The organism is Desulfopila sp. IMCC35006 (assembly GCF_005116645.1).
GTDB lineage: Bacteria > Desulfobacterota > Desulfobulbia > Desulfobulbales > Desulfocapsaceae > Desulforhopalus_A.
Genome location: NZ_SWCM01000003.1, coordinates 1 through 18,697, shown reverse-complemented (window position 1 = coordinate 18,697; position 18,697 = coordinate 1). Strand labels below are relative to the sequence as shown.

Sequence of the window (18,697 nt, the reverse complement as noted above, 5' to 3'; positions counted from 1 at the left end):
CCGCGGGCTGGCCCTGTTGGTCAACCGCCATTGAGCGGTTGGAAAAATTTTATCTCAGCACCTTCGGGCAGGACATCTTCCGCTTTTGCCAGCATGCCGTTTATGGCGACAATAGCGACATGTTCCTGAGGTAATTTTACCCGTTCCACCAGGTCCGCCACTGTGGTATTTTCGGAAATATCCACAATGAGGCCACTATCCGGGTAGAGACCCGGGTAGTGGGCCGGCAGCGTTCCGTAGAGTTTCAGGCGGATCTTCATGAATCATTTCTTAAAAAGTTGAAAGTAGAATCCATCTCCGCCGCACTCACTTTGACGACCACATTGTGTGGCGGCAATGGCTCGTTGTAGAACATGGGCGGGAGTCGATCGTCTTCTCGGGTCAAGCCCGCCATTTTGTTAAATGCCAGCTCTGCTTTGATGACCCTTTGGCCGAGTTCGGTCCAGTCGTTCTGACCGAACGCCTGCCCTGATTTGGCGCTCATCATGGTAAAGACATTTTCGATCCCCTCCGCGGTTGCCAGTCCTGACTGGGCAAAATCACATATTCCGGCAGTGTCTACCGCCGCCATATGGATCTGGGTATTGCGGGAAATTTCCACTTGCCCTGCAGCTTCGAGAGCATTGACTGTTCCGCCAAAGGCTTCGAGGTTTTTATCGACAACCCAGCCCGCAGTGTGGTCTGCACCCATCGGCGTCGTCGCATAGGTGACGGCCATTCCCTGGATTGCTCTTGGATCATATGCGGCCATTCCCTGCCCTTTAACCGTCGGGATACGGTCATGGTGGAAGTGTTTGCCGACCGCGCCAGGGCCGTTGCCGATAATCCGGCCCATTTCAGTGCCGGCAGCCGCCTCTTCTACCAGCCGAATAGCGGCGTCGGCGTCACCAAATGATGCGTATCCGGCGTCAAAGGCTACTGCCAGGGCCACCCCGGTGTTCATGGTATCAAGCCCAATATCATCGCAGAGAAAATCAAGTCTGGCGATCGCGTCCAGGTTGTCATTGCCGATCATACCGCCCATGGCCCAGATGGTTTCATATTCGAGCGATGAGGTCACATAGTCACCCTTTTCGGTGACGAACTCATTGGAACAGTCAATTATGCACTGTGAGCATCCCTTGTGCTGCGTTTTGCCGCCACGTTCTCTGATGACGCGGGCCATGGTTTCGCCGCTTATTTTATCGATACCCGCAAACTGGCCACTGCGCGCATTTTTGGTTGGGAAGGCGCCGGCTGCGTTAATTGGCTCGACGAGTACCGCTGTGCCGAATTCGGGAAGAATCTGGCCACTGAATTCGTCCGCCCGCACCGCCTTGGCATAGGCGGACGATGCTTTCTGGAAGCGATCCTGGTCGGCAATTTCGATCGGGGTCTTCCCCTGGCGATCGACGATGAGAGCTTTCAGGCCTTTGGCGCCCATGACTGCCCCGAGACCGCCGCGTCCTGCAGCCCGGCATGGCCGTCCATCCAGGTCGGTTGACTGGATCGATGCGGAGAGAAGCTGCAAATCACCGGCTGGGCCGATGCAGGTAATGCTTTTTCTGTCTCCGTATTGTTCCTGGAGTTTTTTGGTGAGCGCATATGTTCGCATGCCTTTTAAGGCATCGGCACTGATCAGGGTTGCCCTGTTTTCCGCTTCGATATTGAGGCAGAAATATTTGCCGGCAGCCGCTTTTCCTTCGATGATGACTGCCTTGATGCCAAGCCTGGCGAGCGAGTAGGCGACAGTTCCCCCGACATTGCTTTCCTTGATGCCGCCGGTCAGTGGACTTTTTGCCCCGACGGAGAGTCTCCCGGTGTTGATAAGAGATGTGCCGGTAAAATATCCCGGAGCAAAAATGAGTTTATTTTCTTCTCCAAGCGGGGCGGCTGTAGCGGGTACTTCGTTGTTGATCATAATCGAAGTCAGGGCCCGTCCCCCAAGTATTGCGTACTCTTCTGCAACGTTTTCCCACTGTACCGATTCAGTGCTCATGTTCACTCTAAGAAATTGCATGGCTCCCTCCATTTTTGCTGAAAAGAATCCCGGATAGATTTTTGTTTACCGGGGATACGTGTTGACGAAAACGGCTATCGCAGGCTCGCAAACGTCTCTTCCAGTCGCTGCAAAACAGTATCGAGCAGCGCGTAAGGAATATTGAGCGCCGGCTCAAGCCTGATGACCTTGGCATTGTTAAGGGTTCCGGCGGTCAGTATCCCGCGACTGAAGAGGCCGGACGCAACTTTGAAGCCAATCTCATCGTTTGGAAAGACCATGCCGAGGAGCAGCCCGCGTCCGCGAATTCCACTGAGGATGTGGGGATATTTCTGTTGCAGTGCCGACACCTTCTTCTTCAAGTATTCGCCTTTCTCCGCTGCCTGACCTGCAAGATCTTCTTCCAGAAGAACAGTAATCTGCGCGAGTGCGGCAGCGCACGCGACCGGGTTTCCGCCGGTGGTGGTGGTGTGCATGAAGGGGTTGGGTTCCATGCATTCCCAGATTTTAGCCGTTGAAAAGAAAGCAGACATGGCGATAACCCCGCCTCCGAGAGCTTTGCCGAAACACATGATGTCCGGAGTCACGCCCCAGTGGTCAACTCCGAAAATTTTACCGGTACGGCCAAAGCCGGTCTGTACCTCGTCGGCTATCAACAGTACTTCATATGTATCGCAGATTTGACGGAGTCTTGGCCAATAGTCGTCCGGTGGTTCAATGGCGCCGGCTTCCCCCTGGATGGGTTCGACCACAACTCCGGCGATTCCGTCACCGACTGCCTGGGCGTTTTTGAGTATCTGCTCGACAGCGTCGGCGTCACCAAAGGGAACCTGCCGCACGCCGCTGAGCAGCGGGAGCAGGGGTTCGCGATACACTGCTTTGCCGAGAAGCGACAGGGCGCCGAGAGATTTTCCGTGGAAACCTTTTAAGGTGGAGACAAAGCCGCTTTTGCCGGTATACAGCTTGGCCAGCTTCATTGCTCCGTCGACAGCTTCGGTGCCGCTATTGGCAAAGAATCCGTATTGAATGTCACCTGGCGTCAATTTGGCAATGACTTTGGCCAGATGTGCCCGCAGGGGGTCAAGCATCTCCTGGCTGTATTGCGGACTGCGATCGATCTGAGCCTTGGCTGCAGCGACAATCTTGGGATGACGAATGCCGGGGGAATACAGTCCGAAGCCACCCAGCATATCAATATATTCGCGACCCATGACGTCCTTGAGGATTGACCCCTGTCCCTGCCAGTCGGTCAGGGCGAAATCGTCTGTTTCGGTGACGGACTTACGGTATTCCAGAAAACCCTTGTTGATATGGTTGGCGAAGTTCTGATACGTCGATTCCGCCACCCATTTACGCTCAGCATCCGTTACTTCAGCCTCCGGGGTTTCAATAAGAGCAACCATTTTTTTTGCTTCATTGAAGGCGGCATCAATATTTCTGGTGGAAGGTGTCTGGCTTGTATCTGTGTTGGTGTCTTCTGACTTCATCACGTCTGAAATCTCCTCTTGGTTGCTTCTTGGGATTGTTTATTGATAGCTGTCTTTGTTGGCGAGCCCCATTACATATTTTACAGCGTTGCCGCTGAGAATAACGAACCTGAAATTTATTTGAATGGTTGGTTAATTTTGTGTCGTAATTCGTTGCTGTGCATAAGTGCTGGTGCAAACGTGATGCTATATCAGTTTATTTTTCAACACTGCCAGGGCAGATTGTTTGGCGGTCTCAGCAAATTCGGCAAAAGGTTTGTCGTGACCGAGAAACTGTGCATGAAATTCCAGGCCCTCCATAAGCGTTACAATGAAATCGGCTGCCTTGCGCACATCGTTGACCTGGATGATGCCTTTGCTGTTGAAAATGAGAAATTCGTCATACAGATAATTGCGCAGCCATTGAAACATCTCTCGAAATAAAACGGCGACGTTTGCGTCTCTGAAGCTCTGGTAGTAAAAGCCAAAATGGACACCCGGATCAACGGTGCGTGACCACTTGTAGCTGAATATCATATTGATAAGCGCCGTGAATCGTTCGGCGTCGTCTTCGATATGGTCGAATGTAAGCAGATGCTGTGATTTGAATTTGCCAATCATCAACTCGATAAGAGCAAGCCGCAGGTTCTCTTTATTTTTGAAATAATGCAGGATGAGGCTGGGGTGAATCCCCAGATGGCTGGCGATCTTGCCGATAGATGTCCCTTCCAGGCCTTCCTCGATGAGAACGCGATAATACCCTTCGAGGATTTCGGGCTTACGCAGTTCAGCATTCTGGTTTTTTCGACCGGCCATAGGAGAGATCCTGAGCTTTGAGTAAGGAAGTGAACCGTCCACTACAATGTTGTCATGTTTTTTCAATTAATCTTTTCATTTTTGTTTGTCAATATTATTTGGCAGAATTGTTCACCAATCATTCAATAATTTGTATTTTTATACATCCGTTCTTAATTGTCTGTTATGCAACAATATGTTTGGGAACAATTGTTTTGCTGACGCCGGCAGTATGCATGGCATTTATAATCCATCCGCTTTGGATTATTGCTTCTTGCCGGTTTATGGCTCCAGCCTGCTTTTTGGCGCCAAAGGACAATATTGTAAACTTCAGCTGGCTCGTGTATGGATAGGTAGCCCCGTTAACGGGAAATAGGGTTGTGACGTACTGAAGTGGCTTGAAAGGAACCAATTACTCTCCAGGGGACCGATGAAAAGAACATTGGCGGAACTGATTGAAGACCGGGATATCTTGCATTGTCTGAGCAGTGGTGTTATCGCCACGGATCATTTGGGCGTGATCACGCATCTCAACCCCCGGAGTGAGGCAAAGCTGGCTATCGCGGCAGCGGATTATATCGGCAAAAACATTCGCGAAGTTTTGCCTCTTTTTTACCCATTGGTGCGCGAATGTCTCGCCTGCGGCAGATCCGTTCTCGGTCGGCAGATCACCCTGGAGCAAGGGAATCTTGTCGTTCATGTCAGCCCGATTTTACGTGGCCGTAATCTTCTTGGGGCGGTGTGCAATTTTCAGGAACCGGACACGTTCGAATTGGCCGCCAGGAAATCGGATTCGTATCAGAAATTGAATCGGCAGCTTGAAACTATCATTTCTGCATCTTCTGACGGGATATGGGTGTGTGATGGCAGAGGCGTTATTGTTTCCATAAATGCAGCTTCTGAAGCATTGAATGGAATACGGGCCAAGGAAGTCATTGGGCGCAATATCAGGCAGCTTCTGGATAACAGCATCTTCGACCAATCCGTTACCACCAAGGTCCTCGCCAGCGGCAAGCAGGAAACGATTGTTCAGCGCGTCGATAAAACCAAGCGTACCCTCGTGTGTACAGGTACTCCGGCGCGTGACGAGGAGGGGAATATTGCCCTTATCGTGGTGAACGAAAGAGATATGACCGAGCTGGAAACCCTGCATCGCCAATTTGAACAAAACCGGAAGCTGACAGAGAAATATAAAGAAGAGATCGCCGGGTTGACCCTTCGGGAGCTGGAGCAGAATACCATTGTAGCCGACAGCAACGTTATGAAGCATATCCTGCATAAATCGCTGAAACTGGCTCATATAGGTGCCTCGAATATCCTGATATTAGGGGCTTCAGGCACGGGGAAAGGGTTGCTCGCCAAGTCAATTCACAAGAACAGCAACAGAAGAGACAATCCGTTCATCGAGATAAATTGTGCCGCGCTGCCGGAAAATCTTCTGGAGGCGGAGCTCTTCGGCTATGAAAAAGGCGCATTTACCGGGGCCTCTGAAGCCGGCAAGGCGGGGCTGGTTGAGCTTGCCCAGGGGGGAACCCTTTTTCTTGATGAAATCGGCGATATGCCGCTTGGCCTGCAGACCAAGCTGCTCAAATATCTCGATGACAAGAAATTCCGCCGTCTAGGCGGCACAAAGGCCATCAATGTCGAATGTGCGACCATATCAGCCACCAACAGAAACCTGCAGGACCTGGTGAGAAACAATCTGTTTCGGGAAGATTTGTTTTACCGGCTGAGCAGTTTTACCCTCGAGATTCCGTCGTTGCATCAACGCAGGGACGATATCCCCGGTCTGGTGCGATTCTACCTCGAGAAATATAATCGGCAATATAACAAGTCGATGTATATCAGCTCGGCGATGATCGGCATGCTGCAGAATTATTCGTTTCCGGGAAATGCCCGGGAATTAAAAAATATCATCGAAAATGGTGTCGTTCTCAGTGACGAAACCAATATTGATGCCTTTCTTTTAGCGAGTATCCAGAAAAACAGTAATTCGCTGTTCTCTTCGGGAAAGATTGGCTCATTTGCCAATCCGGTGAATTTTTCCGATGCCATGAATCAACTGGAAAAACAGCTTCTTGTCGCCTCGAGACAACACTGCCGGACAACCCGGGAAATTGCCGATTTTCTCAAGATCAGTCAACCATCGGTGGTACGGAAATTGAAAAAGCATGGACTGTAGGATTACCGCTGCGGCACGACGTTTTGCGTGTCATCTGCTTGCTGTGGTGCTTTGTCGGGAAAAAATCTGGTGCAGATTGCGGTGGGGGAAGGGGCCAGGTGAAAATTTGATTTGGTACCGTTCGGCATGGGATCGCCGCACCGGTGTATCGCCGGTCGAAGCAGAGAGAGGTGCACTGACAATTGCACGAGTTTGAAAAAAGTGGGAGATTGGACTGGGCATCGTTTTTTCCACTCTCCCGGATTGTGTACTTGTTGAAAAGTAGTCGAAATACTCTTATAGCACTCGGTTATTCATTAAATATTTCACAAATTTTCGTTTTGCATTCTGGTACTCGTTTCTGCTGTAATAATTAAAGTTTTCCTCAATATCAAAAAGGCTCTGGTAGTATTCCGCCAATTTTTGTAAGCCGTTTTCGCTCTTGGTGTGGTCCATCCCTTTGGATTTCGCTGTTGCTTCAGAAAAATTCTGCATAGGAATCCTCCTCTTTCTTTGTAGCTGCCGCTCGCTCTGTCGTTCCTTCTGGCGGAGCATAAACACTGCTGTCAGATCAGGAGCAAACGTCAGAGATGCAAAGCGCTGAGCTGCTTGCTGTTTGTGCCGAGAAGACGCAGCGTTATGTTCCAGTTTTCATATCTGCATGTCCTCTCTGCTTTATCATCTAGCAAGAACTATTCCTAAAAGTACTTCGTTGTCGTATAGCTGTGACGGCTGGGTGTTGGGCCTGATTTTTACCCTGTCGTTCCTGTTGCAAATAAAAAATTCCGGTTAACGGATCCGGGTTTCCACCAATCCGGAAAATCGGAAGAGGCTCAGGGGTTGACAAGTAGGGCAGGGCGGATCTCGGATGAACAGCGGGAGAAGCATAATGAACAAGGCACTTGGGCGGCATGCCAAAAGCGACAAATATAACGAAAGCCGTCATCATAACTGACACTGCCGATAACGCCCAGTATGAAAGCCTTCTGCTTCATCCTGTTACGGCGGCCATTGCCCGCCGTCATTTCTCATGGCGTCAGGTGCTACAATATTGGTTGTATTACAATTTTGGTTGTAAGTTCTCCGGAGCCACTGCTGGTGAGCGTCTCGGAGAAATATTGACCAATGATACAATTTATGTTGTAGGGTCGGTAACTATCTGGAAAGACGTATGTTCTTGTTCTTGTGTCGTTATATGAAACCTTTATGCATCGGCATCTAATTTGCAAATGATGTGTTAAAATGGTTGTAACTTCCAGTAATTGTGGCTGATTAAGCAATATCCAGTGTTTTGTTAGAGGAGTTGCTCATGTCTCGTGAAAAAAATACGCCTTCGGGTAACCCTGCTGTTGCAGGTCTAGGCGGTTTCGGTCTCACTGCAATTATTTTGCAGTTTCATAATCTCGAGCTTTGCAGCTTCGGTCCCGTTGTCGCATGTGGGCTGATATTCGGTGGACTGGTTCAGCTTGTCGCCGGCTTTAACGAACAAAAAGGTGGGGACAATTTTTATTATGCATTTTTTACAGCCTATGGCACCTTCTGGATTGCCTACTGCATCATCCTGCTCTTCAATAAACTTGATATTTACCCGTCCAGTACGACTGATATTGGCTACTTCCTGGTTGTCTGGACTCTTTATACGATCATCCTCTGGTTCGCCTCTCTGTATATCCATGGCGCAATGTCGATCACATTTACGCTGTTGGTTCTTGGTTTCATCCTTCTGGATCTCGCTCACTTCGGATACCCGTCAATGAGTAAGGTTGCCGCCTATGTGCTCATTTTTTGCGCCTTGAGTGCCTGGTATATGATGGCCCATGTGATTTTTCTGGAGATCTTCGGCCGTGATGTGTTGCCGGTGGGGGCTCCCTGGCTTGATTCTCGGCCGGTAGTTTAAGCTCACGCCGGAATCCGACAAGAGATGCGGAGGAAATGTTCACGAATTTGGGATCACCGAAAATTTAACACCAAAACGCTGGGAGGAATTGTTTGTTTCGAAACCAAAAAATGTATGCACAGTGTGTAGCACTACTTGCAGTCTTCTGGACGTCAACAGGTAGATAAAACATCCCACATAAGTGGGAAACAGTAATCACATTATTAAGGAGAACGAAATGGCTGATGCAACACCCATGGGAAATCCGGCAGTTGTTGGGCTGGCAGGCTTTGCCACGACCACATTATTGCTTCAATTCCATAATCTTGGCTTATGCGGCACGGGCGTGGTTTTTTGTTGTGCTCTTGCTTTTGGCGGTGGCGCTCAACTTATGGCCGGTCTTCAGGAGTTCAAGGCCGGAAACAATTTTGGGTACAGTGCCTTTTCTTCGTACGGAGCCTTCTGGATTGCCCTGGCGCTCATTTTTCTGGTGCTGGATCTGCAAGGCGTGAAAGATACCTGGATTGGTGCGCACCTTAATATCGGCGCTGGCGACCTCGGCTGGTTCCTGGTGGCGTACACCGTCTATACCGTGATTTTATTTATCGGCTCATTTGCCGTCCATACGGCGATGATATTCACATTCGGAACACTTGTCCTCGGCTTTATCGGTCTTGATCTGGAAATCCTGGCTGGGATGAAAAGCATCAAAACGCTTGTCGCTCTTGATCTGGTTGCCTGTGCATTTGGTGCATATTACATGATGGCTCATGTCATATTTTTACAGGTTTTCGGCAGAGACGTTCTGCCTGTTGGCAAGCCATGGGTTAAAAAAGGATAATTTGCGGCCTTGAGTTTCCTAGTCGGAAAGAAAGTAGAGCGTTCTGGTCAGCTTCCTTCGGGGTGTTTATGTCTGGTCGCTTGACAGTTTTACGTAAAAAAATGATTTCTGCGTGTAAGACCGACTCAGCTATTGTTTGAGTCGGTCTTTTTTTTTGCTGCCAGGCCAATAGACAAAATTGCCGGCAGAGTATGACCGGTTATTTCCGGTCAATGGGAGCCATGTCTGATCTTGCTTGGTTGCCCCACCTAAGGACCGTAGTCGAAATCACAATCTCGCGCGCAGATTTCTTTTTCGGTGGCGCATTTTTCCTTGTTTTGTTCTGCAAGCTCGCAGGTGGCGTGCTTCATCTCACACTGTTGTATGCAATCCTCGTGCTTTTGTAGAGTATCGTTATGTATCATTTTGCATCTCCTGCCGCTATCGTTTCAGCCTCGCTGCGAGACTGAGACGGTAGCAGTCGAGAAAAAGTAATCCGTTCTCTGGGGCATCCTGTCAAAAGAGCGGAGAAGGGTGATGAGAGGCGTTAGCCTGGGCATCGTTGGCTGATTAATGGACACTGCTTGTGTATGTACCATGATATTTGGCGTACAGGTCATGCAGCCTTCGGCGCATGTTCCTGAGTGTCCGCGAATAGTCGTCTGCTGCCCAGCGGGGTTCGCTGATTGAATACAGGTCTTTCGCCATCTCATCGAGGGACAGTTCAATTGCCCTGCACCATTCTCCGGTGCAGATATCGTCGATTTCACGCGACTCCTCAAAATCGGCTTCGATCTTCTTGAGGCAGTCATTGAGATTTTTCATATAGGCACGGTGCGTCATCTGAAACGATTCGACCATTTCTTTTTGTTTTTTCATAGTCTGACCTCCCGATTATGAAAATAGAAAGTAAGAACATTTGGCGGAACATTTACTCACCTCGTTTCCCGTAACTCGGTTTAACTCGGTTGTTATTAAGATAATCATTGTTCAATGTCGCGCAAAGCCACTCTTTGTGCCTCATGGGTACAGATGACTGGTGCACAGAGGGTGAGCGTCTGTTTTATGCATGGGCTGGAGGCCAATGTGTTTACCGCCTCTGGTCTGTTTTGATTCATTTTTGATTCAAAAACTTTTTTGCCTGTCGATTCGTCTTTGTTGGTCATTTTGTCATTCAGCGATTTCTGTTTCTGGTTGCTGGCGTAATTGCATGTTATTAAACGTTATTTATGTTTGCGTTTATTTTGGGGTTAGTTTACGCTTTATGGCGTAAACTTTTTGATTCATTTAAGGATCGGATTATTGTATTTTATTTCAGATAATTATGGAGAATTGATTCGTTTATGTATCGAAGCTTTGCGTCGTCGGCCTCTCCATTCCGGTCTATCTCTCTGTTTTGGCATCCTTTCATGAAACATATAAACATGGTATCTCTTTTGCTATTCTAGCCGCAGCTATTTCATCTCTCAGTCAACTTTACGCAAGGAACGCACAATGGATAATTTACATACCAATAAAGCTCTGCACGAGCTCAGAAGTAAGGTTATTGCTCAAGGCAATGCAAGCGGTACGGACAAATATATCGCCCACGCCCGGGGCGCAATCATTACTGATGTGGAAGGCCAGGAATATATTGATTTTGCCGGGGGAATTGCGGTGATGAACGTTGGCCACTCCCATCCAAAGGTGGTGCAGGCGATTAAGGACCAGGCGGAAAAATTTACCCACACCTGCTTTATGGTGGCTCCGTACGCATCGCCGGTCAAGTTGGCGGCAAAACTCTGTGACGCTGTCCCCGGGGATTCGCCGAAAGCCGTAATGTTTGCCAATAGTGGTGCGGAAGCGGTTGAAAATGCGGTTAAGATAGCAAGATATTATACCAAGAAAACGGGAATCATCGCTTTTGAATGTGCTTTTCATGGCCGCACCTTGATGGGTATGACGCTCACCTCGAAAGTGAAACCATACAAGCTTGGCCTCGGTCCCTTTGCCCCCGAAGTTTATCATATGCCTTATGCGAATTGCTATCGTTGCCCCTTTGGCAAGAATTACCCGGATTGCAATGTCGTCTGTGCCGATCATCTGGAAGAATTTTTCATCAGCCATGTAGCTGCCGAACAGACCGCAGCTATAATTATTGAACCAATCCAGGGGGAAGGCGGCTTTATTGCTCCTCCCAAAGAATATTTTAAGAAATTGAAGGCAATTTGCGAGAAAAACGGCGTTCTGATGATTGCCGATGAAATTCAGAGCGGCATGGGGCGAACCGGGCATATGTTTGCCATGGATTACTATGGCATCGAGGCGGATATTACCACTGTCGCGAAGAGTCTTGCCGCTGGAATGCCGCTCAGCGCCGTGGTCGGTAAAAAGGAAATTATGGATTCCGTTCATGCTTCAGGCATTGGCGGCACATATAACGGCAATCCGATAGCCTGCGAGGCCGGACTTGCAGTTTTCGATATCTTCGAGACGGAGGACCTGCTGGGCCGTGCCAAAAAACTGGGCGAAAAACTTGAGGTAATTCTTACCGGCCTGAAAGAAAAACATACGCTGATAGGTGATGTGCGCGGTGTAGGGCCGATGATGGCCATTGAACTCGTGCATGACAGAAAAGATAAAACACCCGCCCCGGACAAAGCAAAAGCTCTGGTTAAATACTGCCTGGAGAGAAATCTTATGATTCTGGCCTGCGGCACATTCGGCAATGTCATCCGCTTTTTGATGCCTCTGGTGATTACCGATGAGCAGCTCGAGCAGGGGATGCATATTGTGGATAACGGTCTGACGGCGATCAGGTAGTATTTATTTGATGCAGGCAACGCCTCGGAGGGATACGCATTTTTACCTCCGAGCAACGGAGTTGTCTGCAGCTATGAATGACAGCAGGAAAGACACCAGCGAGGTAACAGATGTTTGGCTATTATAACCGGATTTTGACGATTGATCTCAGCGCCAGATCGGCAACTATTGAACCCGTGGCAGATGAGGTACTTGCAGAAACTTTTGGCGGCAAGGGGCTGGCTACGCGTCTGTTGCTGGAACGAAATAAACCGGGTATTGATCCTCTGTCACCCGGCAACCACCTGATTTTTGCGACCGGGTCTTTCTGCGCGGGGCGAATCTGGGGGGCTAGCCGTTATGGCGTCTATACGAAGTCTCCGCTTACCGGCTTTTATGCGGAGTCGTATTCTGGCGGCAAAGTCCCTGAGGCCATCGACTCGGTCGGCTTTGATGCCATCCTGCTGACCGGCAAATCTTCGAGCCCGACTGTTCTGACCATCACGCCCGATACTGTCGAATTTCATGATGCCGGCAGCCTGTGGGGCATGGATTCGATAGCCGCGGAGGTCGAAGCGGTCGAGAAATATGCCCCAAACACCGCCGGCTACGGTAAACCAGGAGCGGTAACTATCGGGCCTGCCGGGGAGAACATGGTCAAATTCGCCCTGATCGCCAACGACAAATGGCGCTGTGCCGGTCGGACGGGAGTTGGCGCGGTAATGGGGTCCAAGCTGGTCAAGGCGCTTGTTTTTCAGGGTGACCGAAAACGGCAATATTTTGATCCTGCAGGCGTTGCCCAATACGCCAAAGATTTTGCCGGCAAGAACAGCCAGCACCCCGGGGTGAAAGCCTATAAAGCAATGGGGACGACGATGATGGTGGCCCTCATGAATACGGCGGGGGCTTTCCCGGCAAAATACTGGAGTGAAGGATCCTGTGCCCACTGGGAAAAAATCAGTGGTGAAAAATACCATAAGGATCACGACATCAAACCGCACGCCTGTGCTAAATGCTTCATGGCCTGCGGCCGCCTGGCAAAGATTAAAAAAGGTCGCCATACAGGCCTTGAAGTAGAGGGTCCCGAGTACGAGACCATCTACTCTTTCGGAGGGCTCTGCATGGTGGATGATATGGCGGAGATCGCCTATCTCAACGACCTCTGCGACCGCCTGGGCATGGACACGATTACCGCCGGCAACCTTTGCGGGCTGGCCATAGAGGCGAAAGCTCGCGGCAAGATCGATTTCGTGGTCGAGTATGGCAACGTTGATCAGATTGCCACGCTCGTCAAGATGATTTCCGCCCGTGAAGGTATCGGTGATATTCTCGCCGATGGCATTATCCCTGCATCCCGGGCCTGGGGCCTGGAAGATATTGCCGTTCATGTGAAAGGTCTCGAGCCAGCCGGATATGACCCTCGCGCCCTAAAAGGCATGGGGCTGACTTTCGGTACCTCGCCAAGGGGCGCCTGCCATCTGCGAACGACCTTTTACAAGCCGGAACTCTCCGGCCTCATTCCGCCGGATCAGATTAAAGACAAGGCGGCAATGCTGATCGAGTATGAAGATCGGCTGAATATATTTGACACCCTGGTACTGTGTCGTTTTTACCGGGATCTGTATACCTGGGAGGAGCTTGAGGCCAGTGTCTATCGAGTGACCGGTCAGCCAAGCGGTAAAGCGGATCTGCAGAAAGTTGCCCGAAATATTGTAAATATGACCCGGACCTTCAATCTGCAGGAAGGCCTGCAGGTCGAGGACGACCGGTTGCCCAGACGTCTGCATAAAGAAGTCCTGCCCACGGGAAAGTCGCTCACCTCGGCAGAAATGGAGTACATGCTGCAGGATTATTATCGCCTGCGAGGCTGGAATACGGCGGGAATCCCTGCTCAGGGATAACAGCGGCACGCTTTAACGAGAGAAATGTTTCAATGGTTTATTAAGACACAATAAAAGAGAAATACTATGTCGATATTTGCTAACAAAAAGCAGGTTCTTGAAATATTGGTGGAAAATCTGAAAAATTCACAGCCGGAGGTGGTGAATTCCGAGCATATAGCCAATAAACTGAAGATGAGCGAAAAGGACACCTGTCAATTGATGAAGATAATGCATCAGATGGGTATTGTCATAAGTGATAGTGATGGCCAGAGATCGCTTATCACCAGAGAAGGACTGCAATGCGTGAATCAATAGCACTTTCCTGCACCGACACTGGGGCTGCAGGGCAATGGACCGGCAGATATCGGGAGTCTGTCTGCCGTCCATGAAAGCCCTGGAGTCTTTCCCTTCCGCGGGGAACATCCCCCCACTGCTTGCCTCGCTGTAATTTATAGTTAGAATGTGGTGTTGTTCATTTGTCATTACCCCTCTGCCGTGTGCGAATGGTAAAAGGCTTATAAACAAACAACGGAGTGCCGCGTTACACACCATGGGCAATCTGGTTTCAATGATCAGAGATACCAGCAGTTTCGCTGTTTATTCAACTTTTCGCTATTACCCCTTGAAGGGAAAAACTCGGGATAAGGAGAATCTTATGGACAAGGCAATGTGGATCAATGGATGTTGGACAGCAGGCCAAGAAGGTCGGGAGCTCCCTGTTGAAAACCCGGCAACGGGCGAGATTATCGACAGGGTGGTCAATGCGACCCAGGCAGATGTAGCAGCGGCTGTCGCTGCGGCCAAAGAGGCGTTTGCCGATGGTCGCTGGTCCGGCAAAGCCCCCCGGGAACGCGCCCTGGTCTTGTCCCGTATGGCCGATATCGTCGAACGGCGTCAGCAGGAAATCGCCAGGATAGAATCGGAAGATTCCGGAAAACCATATGATTTTGTCGTCCTTGGCGCAGACCTGCCTTTCTGTATTGATAATCTGAGGTTCTTTGCCGCCGCGGCTCGTGATACCGGCGGCAATCGAGCTGGAGAATATGCTCCCGGCTATACGTCAATCTATCGTAAGGAACCGTGCGGGGTTACCGCCGGTATCACGCCGTGGAACTATCCCTTCATGATGGCCATCTGGAAGGTGGGGGCGGCGCTTGCTGCCGGCTGCACCTCGGTTATCAAGCCGGCCTCGATAACCCCCCGATCCACTCTGCTCCTCGGCGAGATTGCGCAGGAAGCAGGGTTGCCCGATGGGGTTCTCAATATCATTACCGGCAACGTCGGCAGAGAACTGGTCAGCCATCCGGATGTCCGTCTTGTCAGCTTGACCGGCTCTTCGGAAACCGGCAAAGCGCTGATGAAAAATGCTGCCGATACGCTTAAGCGGGTTCATCTTGAATTAGGCGGAAAGGCGCCCCTGCTGGTTTTCGGGGATGCGGATATCAAAAGAGTGGCAGAGAAGGCGACTTTGGCCGCCTTCTTCAATACCGGACAGGACTGCACGGCCGCGACTCGGGTCTTGGTTGAAGCCTCCAGAGTGGCCGAGGTGACTGAAGCGCTGGTTGAGGCGGCAAGAACATTTATCATTGGCGACCCCTTTAGTCCTGAAACCATGCTCGGCCCCTTGGTCTCCGCCGAACATCAAAGCAAAGTGCTTGGTTTCGTAGAGCGGGCCAAAGGGTATGGCGCAAAAATTCTTTGCGGCGGAAAGGTGCCGAAATCCTGGGAAAAAGGCTATTATTTCGAGCCGACCATCATCACCAATGTCGATCAGCGGGCTGAAGTCGTCCAGAAAGAGATCTTCGGTCCGGTCCTCACTATTCAATCTTTTACTACTGAAGAAGAGGCCATTGCCATGGCCAATGATGTCGATTTCGGTCTCGCCTCATCGGTGTTTACCACTGATGTCGCCCGGGCAATGCGTGTTTCCGCCCGCCTGGAATTTGGCACCGTATGGATTAACGATCATCTCCCCCTTGCTTCGGAGACCCCGCATGGAGGTTTCAAGCAATCCGGATTTGGCAAAGACCTTTCCGCCGAGGCGGTTCATGACTATCAGATAACTAAGCATGTTATGATTGCGGTTTAGTGAATTAGAAATAATTTTCTTGGGCAGTCTACAAGAAAATTATTTCGTGAATGAACTTATCCCGCAAATCTTTTAGGCGGGATTAGTGTGTCTGTATTCGGCATTTGTTCTTGTGCTGTTTACAAGAAAATTATTTCGTGAATGAACTTACCCCCGCACAGCACGGGGACTGAAAAGAGCACCCCTCAAAGGGGGCTATAAAAGTCTGTACCCGGCCTATTTCCCATTTACCGGGTTAAAGCCCTAAGGAGAAATATAAATGAAAAAACTATGGATAAACGGTGAATGGCTTCCAGGTGAATCGAGCGTTGTCATAACAAGTCCGTATGACGGGGCGAGTATCGGCGAAGTTGCCGTTGCTTCCAGGGCTCAGGTTGCTCTGGCCGTCCAGGCTGCTGAACGTGCCAAGCCCGCAATGCGGACTCTGTCGGCCTACGAACGGGGGGAAATCCTTGATAAGGTGGCCGATCTGTTCAAGGAGCACCGCAATGAAGCGGCCGCCATTCTCAGTGCTGAAGCAGCCAAACCGATAAATGCAGCCTTGCTGGAGATAGACCGGACCGTACAGACTTACCATTTTGCGGCCGACGAGGCCAGGCGTCTTGCCGGCGAAATGGTGCCGATCGATGCGGCCCCCGGCGGCAAAGGCCGGTTTGGTTTCACCCTCCAGGAGCCTGTAGGCATAATTGGTGCCATCTCACCGTTTAATTTCCCGTTCAATCTGGTGGCCCATAAGGTTGGACCGGCTATTGCCGCCGGGAATACCGTCATCCTGAAGCCTGCCAGCCAGACGCCTTTTTCCGCCTATTTTACTGCGGAGATGTTTCATGCAGCGGGCTTGCCGGCGGGGGCGTTAAATGTTGTCAGCGGCAGTGGCGCGGTCATCGGTGAGGCCCTGGTGGAGGATGAGCGGGTGGCGATGATTACCTTTACCGGCAGTCCGCCGGTCGGCAGGCAGATCAGGGCCAAGGCGGGTTTGAAAAAGGTAACCCTGGAACTTGGCTCCAACTCGGCGGTGATTATTGATCAGGGGGTTGAGATCGACGGCCTTGTCGATCGTTGTGTGGTCGGCGCCTTCTCTTTCCAGGGGCAGATCTGTATTTCGTTGCAGCGAATCTTTGTGCACCGGAGCCTTTATCCTGAACTGTGCAGCAAAATGGTGACGGCAACCAGCAGGCTTCATGGTGGAGCCCCGGGTGAGACTACCACCGATTATTCCGCCCTGATCAGTGAAAAAGACGCGCGTCGGGTCCATCAATGGATTAAGGATGCCGAGGCGGCCGGTGCGACGCTTCTCTGCGGCGGTGAACTCACCGGCAACATGGTTGCCCCGGCTATTCTCACCAATGTGGCGAGAGGTGTAAAGGTATCCTGCCAGGAGGTTTTCGGGCCGGTGGTGGTAATTTCTCCTTTTGATACGCTGGATGAGGCCATTGATCAGGTCAACGACAGTGTCTACGGCCTGCAGGCGGGGATATATACCCCTCTTCTTGACAACGCCCTGCATGCTGCGAGAAAGCTTGAAGTCGGTGGGGTGATGATCAACGACATCCCCACATTCCGCGTCGATCAGATGCCTTACGGCGGGGTCAAGGAGAGCGGTATCGGCCGTGAAGGGTTGCGCTATGCGGTGGCGGAAATGACGGAAATGAAGCTGGTGGTCGTTAAAGCCGGCAGGTAAATCATATTTTGAAATCTGATTGCCCCTAAGGCTCAGCTACTGAACCAGCCCGCATCTTTTTATTTCGACGGGTTGAGCTTGCGGGGTAATCCTGTTTTTGAATGCCAGTCTGGCGTCAGGAGACTACGATGCGGCGAAAGGATAAGGAGATAATGGATACAAATAAAATTTCCCGGATTATTAAAGAGTGCCAGGTTTGCAGATTGGCATTGTCCAAAGATGATATGCCGTATCTCGTCCCCGTCTCGTTTGGCTATGATGGCACGATCCTCTATTTTCACACCGCGCTTGCGGGCAAAAAAACGGATATTCTCGCCGTAAATAAAAATGTGTGCTTTGAATTCGAGTCAGGAGTGCGTGTTCTCCAAAATGAGAAAAAAGCCTGCGACTGGTCGTTTTCTTTTCAGACCGTGATTGGCTTTGGCAAGGTCGAAGAACTGCTCTCTTCTGAAGATAAAATTAAAGGGCTGACCCATATTGTGGCGCAATATTCGGAGAAAGAGTGGAGGCTCGATACACTTCCTGTAAACGGCCTCCGGGTCTGGGCAATACACATCGAAAGTATGACAGGCAAACAGTCACCGGACGATGGCGCTATAGACTGAATGCAAAATGACGAGATCGGCATCATTCTGTTGCCGGGATCGAAAAAGGGTACAATGAATACGCAGAGTTGCGCAGGCATATATCCATCTAGTGCTTCTTGAATATTTCCAGGAGATCTGCCATCTGATAGGGTTTCTGGATGAAACCTGCAAGACTTTTGCCGGCAAACCGCGCAGAGATCTCCCACTCGCTGTATCCACTGGAAATGAATACTTTCACCTCTGGATCTATCCTGCGAAGCTCGCGGAAAGCCTCTTCGCCGGTCATGTGGGGCATGGTGAGATCCATGACCACGAAAGCAATCTCCCTGCGGTGCTCACGATAAACTGTCACTGCCTCCCTGCCGTCCCAGGCGGTGATCACCGAAAATCCCATTTTTTCAAGCATCGAACGGCCCACTCCCAAGACGGTTTCTTCATCGTCCACAAGAAGCACCACTATGCCGAGTTTTTGACTATGCCGAGTAATCAAATTTCACCTTGAAATATGAAGGACTCGTTAATAATCAACTCGGCATAGTCTGATGTGATTCAAAGCCCGCTCAAGAACTGTAACAGTTTA

The 18,697-nt window shown here is 50.4% G+C and carries 17 protein-coding genes; 9 read left to right on the top strand and 8 right to left on the bottom strand.

All coding sequences use genetic code 11. The features are described from left to right. Positions 1-20 precede the first annotated feature (20 nt). The 4 genes from FCL47_RS06365 to FCL47_RS06350 form a co-directional block, all read right to left on the bottom strand. On the bottom strand, positions 21-260 hold the full coding sequence (locus tag FCL47_RS06365; protein WP_136812657.1) for a MoaD/ThiS family protein: 240 nt from the start codon (positions 258-260) through the stop codon (positions 21-23). Next, positions 257-1,999 carry an aldehyde ferredoxin oxidoreductase family protein gene (locus tag FCL47_RS06360; protein ID WP_136812656.1) on the bottom strand — a complete coding sequence of 581 codons (1,743 nt, stop codon included), beginning with the start codon at positions 1,997-1,999 and terminating at the stop codon, positions 257-259. The genes FCL47_RS06365 and FCL47_RS06360 overlap by 4 nt, the downstream gene beginning before the upstream one ends. A gap of 74 nt (positions 2,000-2,073) precedes the next feature. Then, a complete protein-coding gene (locus FCL47_RS06355; RefSeq protein ID WP_136813035.1) occupies positions 2,074-3,465 on the bottom strand; it encodes a putrescine aminotransferase in 1,392 nt (463 codons plus the stop codon). Between the two features lie 186 nt (positions 3,466-3,651). Next, on the bottom strand, positions 3,652-4,260 hold the full coding sequence (locus FCL47_RS06350) for a TetR/AcrR family transcriptional regulator (protein WP_136812655.1): 609 nt from the start codon (positions 4,258-4,260) through the stop codon (positions 3,652-3,654). Between the two features lie 409 nt (positions 4,261-4,669). Here FCL47_RS06350 and FCL47_RS06345 point away from each other — a divergent pair, with 409 nt between their 5' ends. After that, positions 4,670-6,421, top strand: coding sequence for a sigma 54-interacting transcriptional regulator (locus tag FCL47_RS06345; RefSeq protein ID WP_136812654.1), 1,752 nt, complete (start codon positions 4,670-4,672; stop codon positions 6,419-6,421). Between the two features lie 276 nt (positions 6,422-6,697). Here the strand turns inward: FCL47_RS06345 and FCL47_RS06340 are convergent, their stop codons facing one another. Further along, the gene (locus FCL47_RS06340) at positions 6,698-6,895 is read right to left on the bottom strand and encodes a hypothetical protein (protein ID WP_136812653.1); all 198 of its coding nucleotides are present in this window, start codon (positions 6,893-6,895) and stop codon (positions 6,698-6,700) included. An 814-nt stretch (positions 6,896-7,709) separates the two neighbouring features. Here FCL47_RS06340 and FCL47_RS06335 point away from each other — a divergent pair. Both FCL47_RS06335 and FCL47_RS06330 read left to right on the top strand, forming a co-directional pair. Continuing rightward, positions 7,710-8,297 (top strand): acetate uptake transporter family protein, encoded by a 588-nt coding sequence (locus FCL47_RS06335; RefSeq protein ID WP_136812652.1) that lies wholly within the window; start codon positions 7,710-7,712, stop codon positions 8,295-8,297. 217 nt (positions 8,298-8,514) lie between these two features. Then, a complete protein-coding gene (locus tag FCL47_RS06330; protein ID WP_136812651.1) occupies positions 8,515-9,117 on the top strand; it encodes an acetate uptake transporter family protein in 603 nt (200 codons plus the stop codon). Positions 9,118-9,365: 248 nt separating this feature from the next. On the opposite strand, the gene FCL47_RS24345 is transcribed toward FCL47_RS06330, so the two are convergent. Then, positions 9,366-9,521, bottom strand: a complete 156-nt coding sequence (locus FCL47_RS24345; protein ID WP_153306354.1) for a hypothetical protein — start codon at positions 9,519-9,521, stop codon at positions 9,366-9,368. Between the two features lie 145 nt (positions 9,522-9,666). Then, on the bottom strand, positions 9,667-9,975 hold the full coding sequence (locus FCL47_RS06325) for a hypothetical protein (RefSeq protein WP_136812650.1): 309 nt from the start codon (positions 9,973-9,975) through the stop codon (positions 9,667-9,669). A 615-nt stretch (positions 9,976-10,590) separates the two neighbouring features. Here FCL47_RS06325 and gabT point away from each other — a divergent pair. From gabT to FCL47_RS06295, 6 genes are all read left to right on the top strand, one after another. Beyond that, a complete protein-coding gene (gene gabT, locus FCL47_RS06320) occupies positions 10,591-11,898 on the top strand; it encodes a 4-aminobutyrate--2-oxoglutarate transaminase (protein WP_136812649.1) in 1,308 nt (435 codons plus the stop codon). Between the two features lie 110 nt (positions 11,899-12,008). Beyond that, positions 12,009-13,778: an aldehyde ferredoxin oxidoreductase family protein gene (locus FCL47_RS06315; RefSeq protein ID WP_136812648.1), complete on the top strand. Its 1,770-nt coding sequence runs from the start codon at positions 12,009-12,011 to the stop codon at positions 13,776-13,778. A gap of 66 nt (positions 13,779-13,844) precedes the next feature. Next, positions 13,845-14,075 carry a hypothetical protein gene (locus FCL47_RS06310; RefSeq protein ID WP_136812647.1) on the top strand — a complete coding sequence of 77 codons (231 nt, stop codon included), beginning with the start codon at positions 13,845-13,847 and terminating at the stop codon, positions 14,073-14,075. A 340-nt stretch (positions 14,076-14,415) separates the two neighbouring features. Further along, positions 14,416-15,849, top strand: coding sequence for an aminobutyraldehyde dehydrogenase (locus FCL47_RS06305; protein ID WP_136812646.1), 1,434 nt, complete (start codon positions 14,416-14,418; stop codon positions 15,847-15,849). 259 nt (positions 15,850-16,108) lie between these two features. Beyond that, positions 16,109-17,530, top strand: a complete 1,422-nt coding sequence (locus FCL47_RS06300; RefSeq protein ID WP_136812645.1) for an aldehyde dehydrogenase family protein — start codon at positions 16,109-16,111, stop codon at positions 17,528-17,530. Between the two features lie 152 nt (positions 17,531-17,682). After that, positions 17,683-18,135 (top strand): pyridoxamine 5'-phosphate oxidase family protein, encoded by a 453-nt coding sequence (locus FCL47_RS06295; protein WP_167496393.1) that lies wholly within the window; start codon positions 17,683-17,685, stop codon positions 18,133-18,135. Positions 18,136-18,223: 88 nt separating this feature from the next. Here the strand turns inward: FCL47_RS06295 and FCL47_RS06290 are convergent, their stop codons facing one another. After that, positions 18,224-18,607 (bottom strand): response regulator, encoded by a 384-nt coding sequence (locus FCL47_RS06290; RefSeq protein ID WP_136812643.1) that lies wholly within the window; start codon positions 18,605-18,607, stop codon positions 18,224-18,226. Positions 18,608-18,697: the final 90 nt, after the last annotated feature.

Coding starts and splice junctions, on each gene's coding strand:
- FCL47_RS06365 (WP_136812657.1), bottom strand. CDS start 260: ATGAAGATCCGCCTGAAACTCTACGGAACGCTGCCGGCCCACTACCCG.
- FCL47_RS06360 (WP_136812656.1), bottom strand. CDS start 1,999: ATGCAATTTCTTAGAGTGAACATGAGCACTGAATCGGTACAGTGGGAA.
- FCL47_RS06355 (WP_136813035.1), bottom strand. CDS start 3,465: ATGAAGTCAGAAGACACCAACACAGATACAAGCCAGACACCTTCCACC.
- FCL47_RS06350 (WP_136812655.1), bottom strand. CDS start 4,260: ATGGCCGGTCGAAAAAACCAGAATGCTGAACTGCGTAAGCCCGAAATC.
- FCL47_RS06345 (WP_136812654.1), top strand. CDS start 4,670: ATGAAAAGAACATTGGCGGAACTGATTGAAGACCGGGATATCTTGCAT.
- FCL47_RS06340 (WP_136812653.1), bottom strand. CDS start 6,895: ATGCAGAATTTTTCTGAAGCAACAGCGAAATCCAAAGGGATGGACCAC.
- FCL47_RS06335 (WP_136812652.1), top strand. CDS start 7,710: ATGTCTCGTGAAAAAAATACGCCTTCGGGTAACCCTGCTGTTGCAGGT.
- FCL47_RS06330 (WP_136812651.1), top strand. CDS start 8,515: ATGGCTGATGCAACACCCATGGGAAATCCGGCAGTTGTTGGGCTGGCA.
- FCL47_RS24345 (WP_153306354.1), bottom strand. CDS start 9,521: ATGATACATAACGATACTCTACAAAAGCACGAGGATTGCATACAACAG.
- FCL47_RS06325 (WP_136812650.1), bottom strand. CDS start 9,975: ATGAAAAAACAAAAAGAAATGGTCGAATCGTTTCAGATGACGCACCGT.
- gabT (WP_136812649.1), top strand. CDS start 10,591: ATGGATAATTTACATACCAATAAAGCTCTGCACGAGCTCAGAAGTAAG.
- FCL47_RS06315 (WP_136812648.1), top strand. CDS start 12,009: ATGTTTGGCTATTATAACCGGATTTTGACGATTGATCTCAGCGCCAGA.
- FCL47_RS06310 (WP_136812647.1), top strand. CDS start 13,845: ATGTCGATATTTGCTAACAAAAAGCAGGTTCTTGAAATATTGGTGGAA.
- FCL47_RS06305 (WP_136812646.1), top strand. CDS start 14,416: ATGGACAAGGCAATGTGGATCAATGGATGTTGGACAGCAGGCCAAGAA.
- FCL47_RS06300 (WP_136812645.1), top strand. CDS start 16,109: ATGAAAAAACTATGGATAAACGGTGAATGGCTTCCAGGTGAATCGAGC.
- FCL47_RS06295 (WP_167496393.1), top strand. CDS start 17,683: ATGGATACAAATAAAATTTCCCGGATTATTAAAGAGTGCCAGGTTTGC.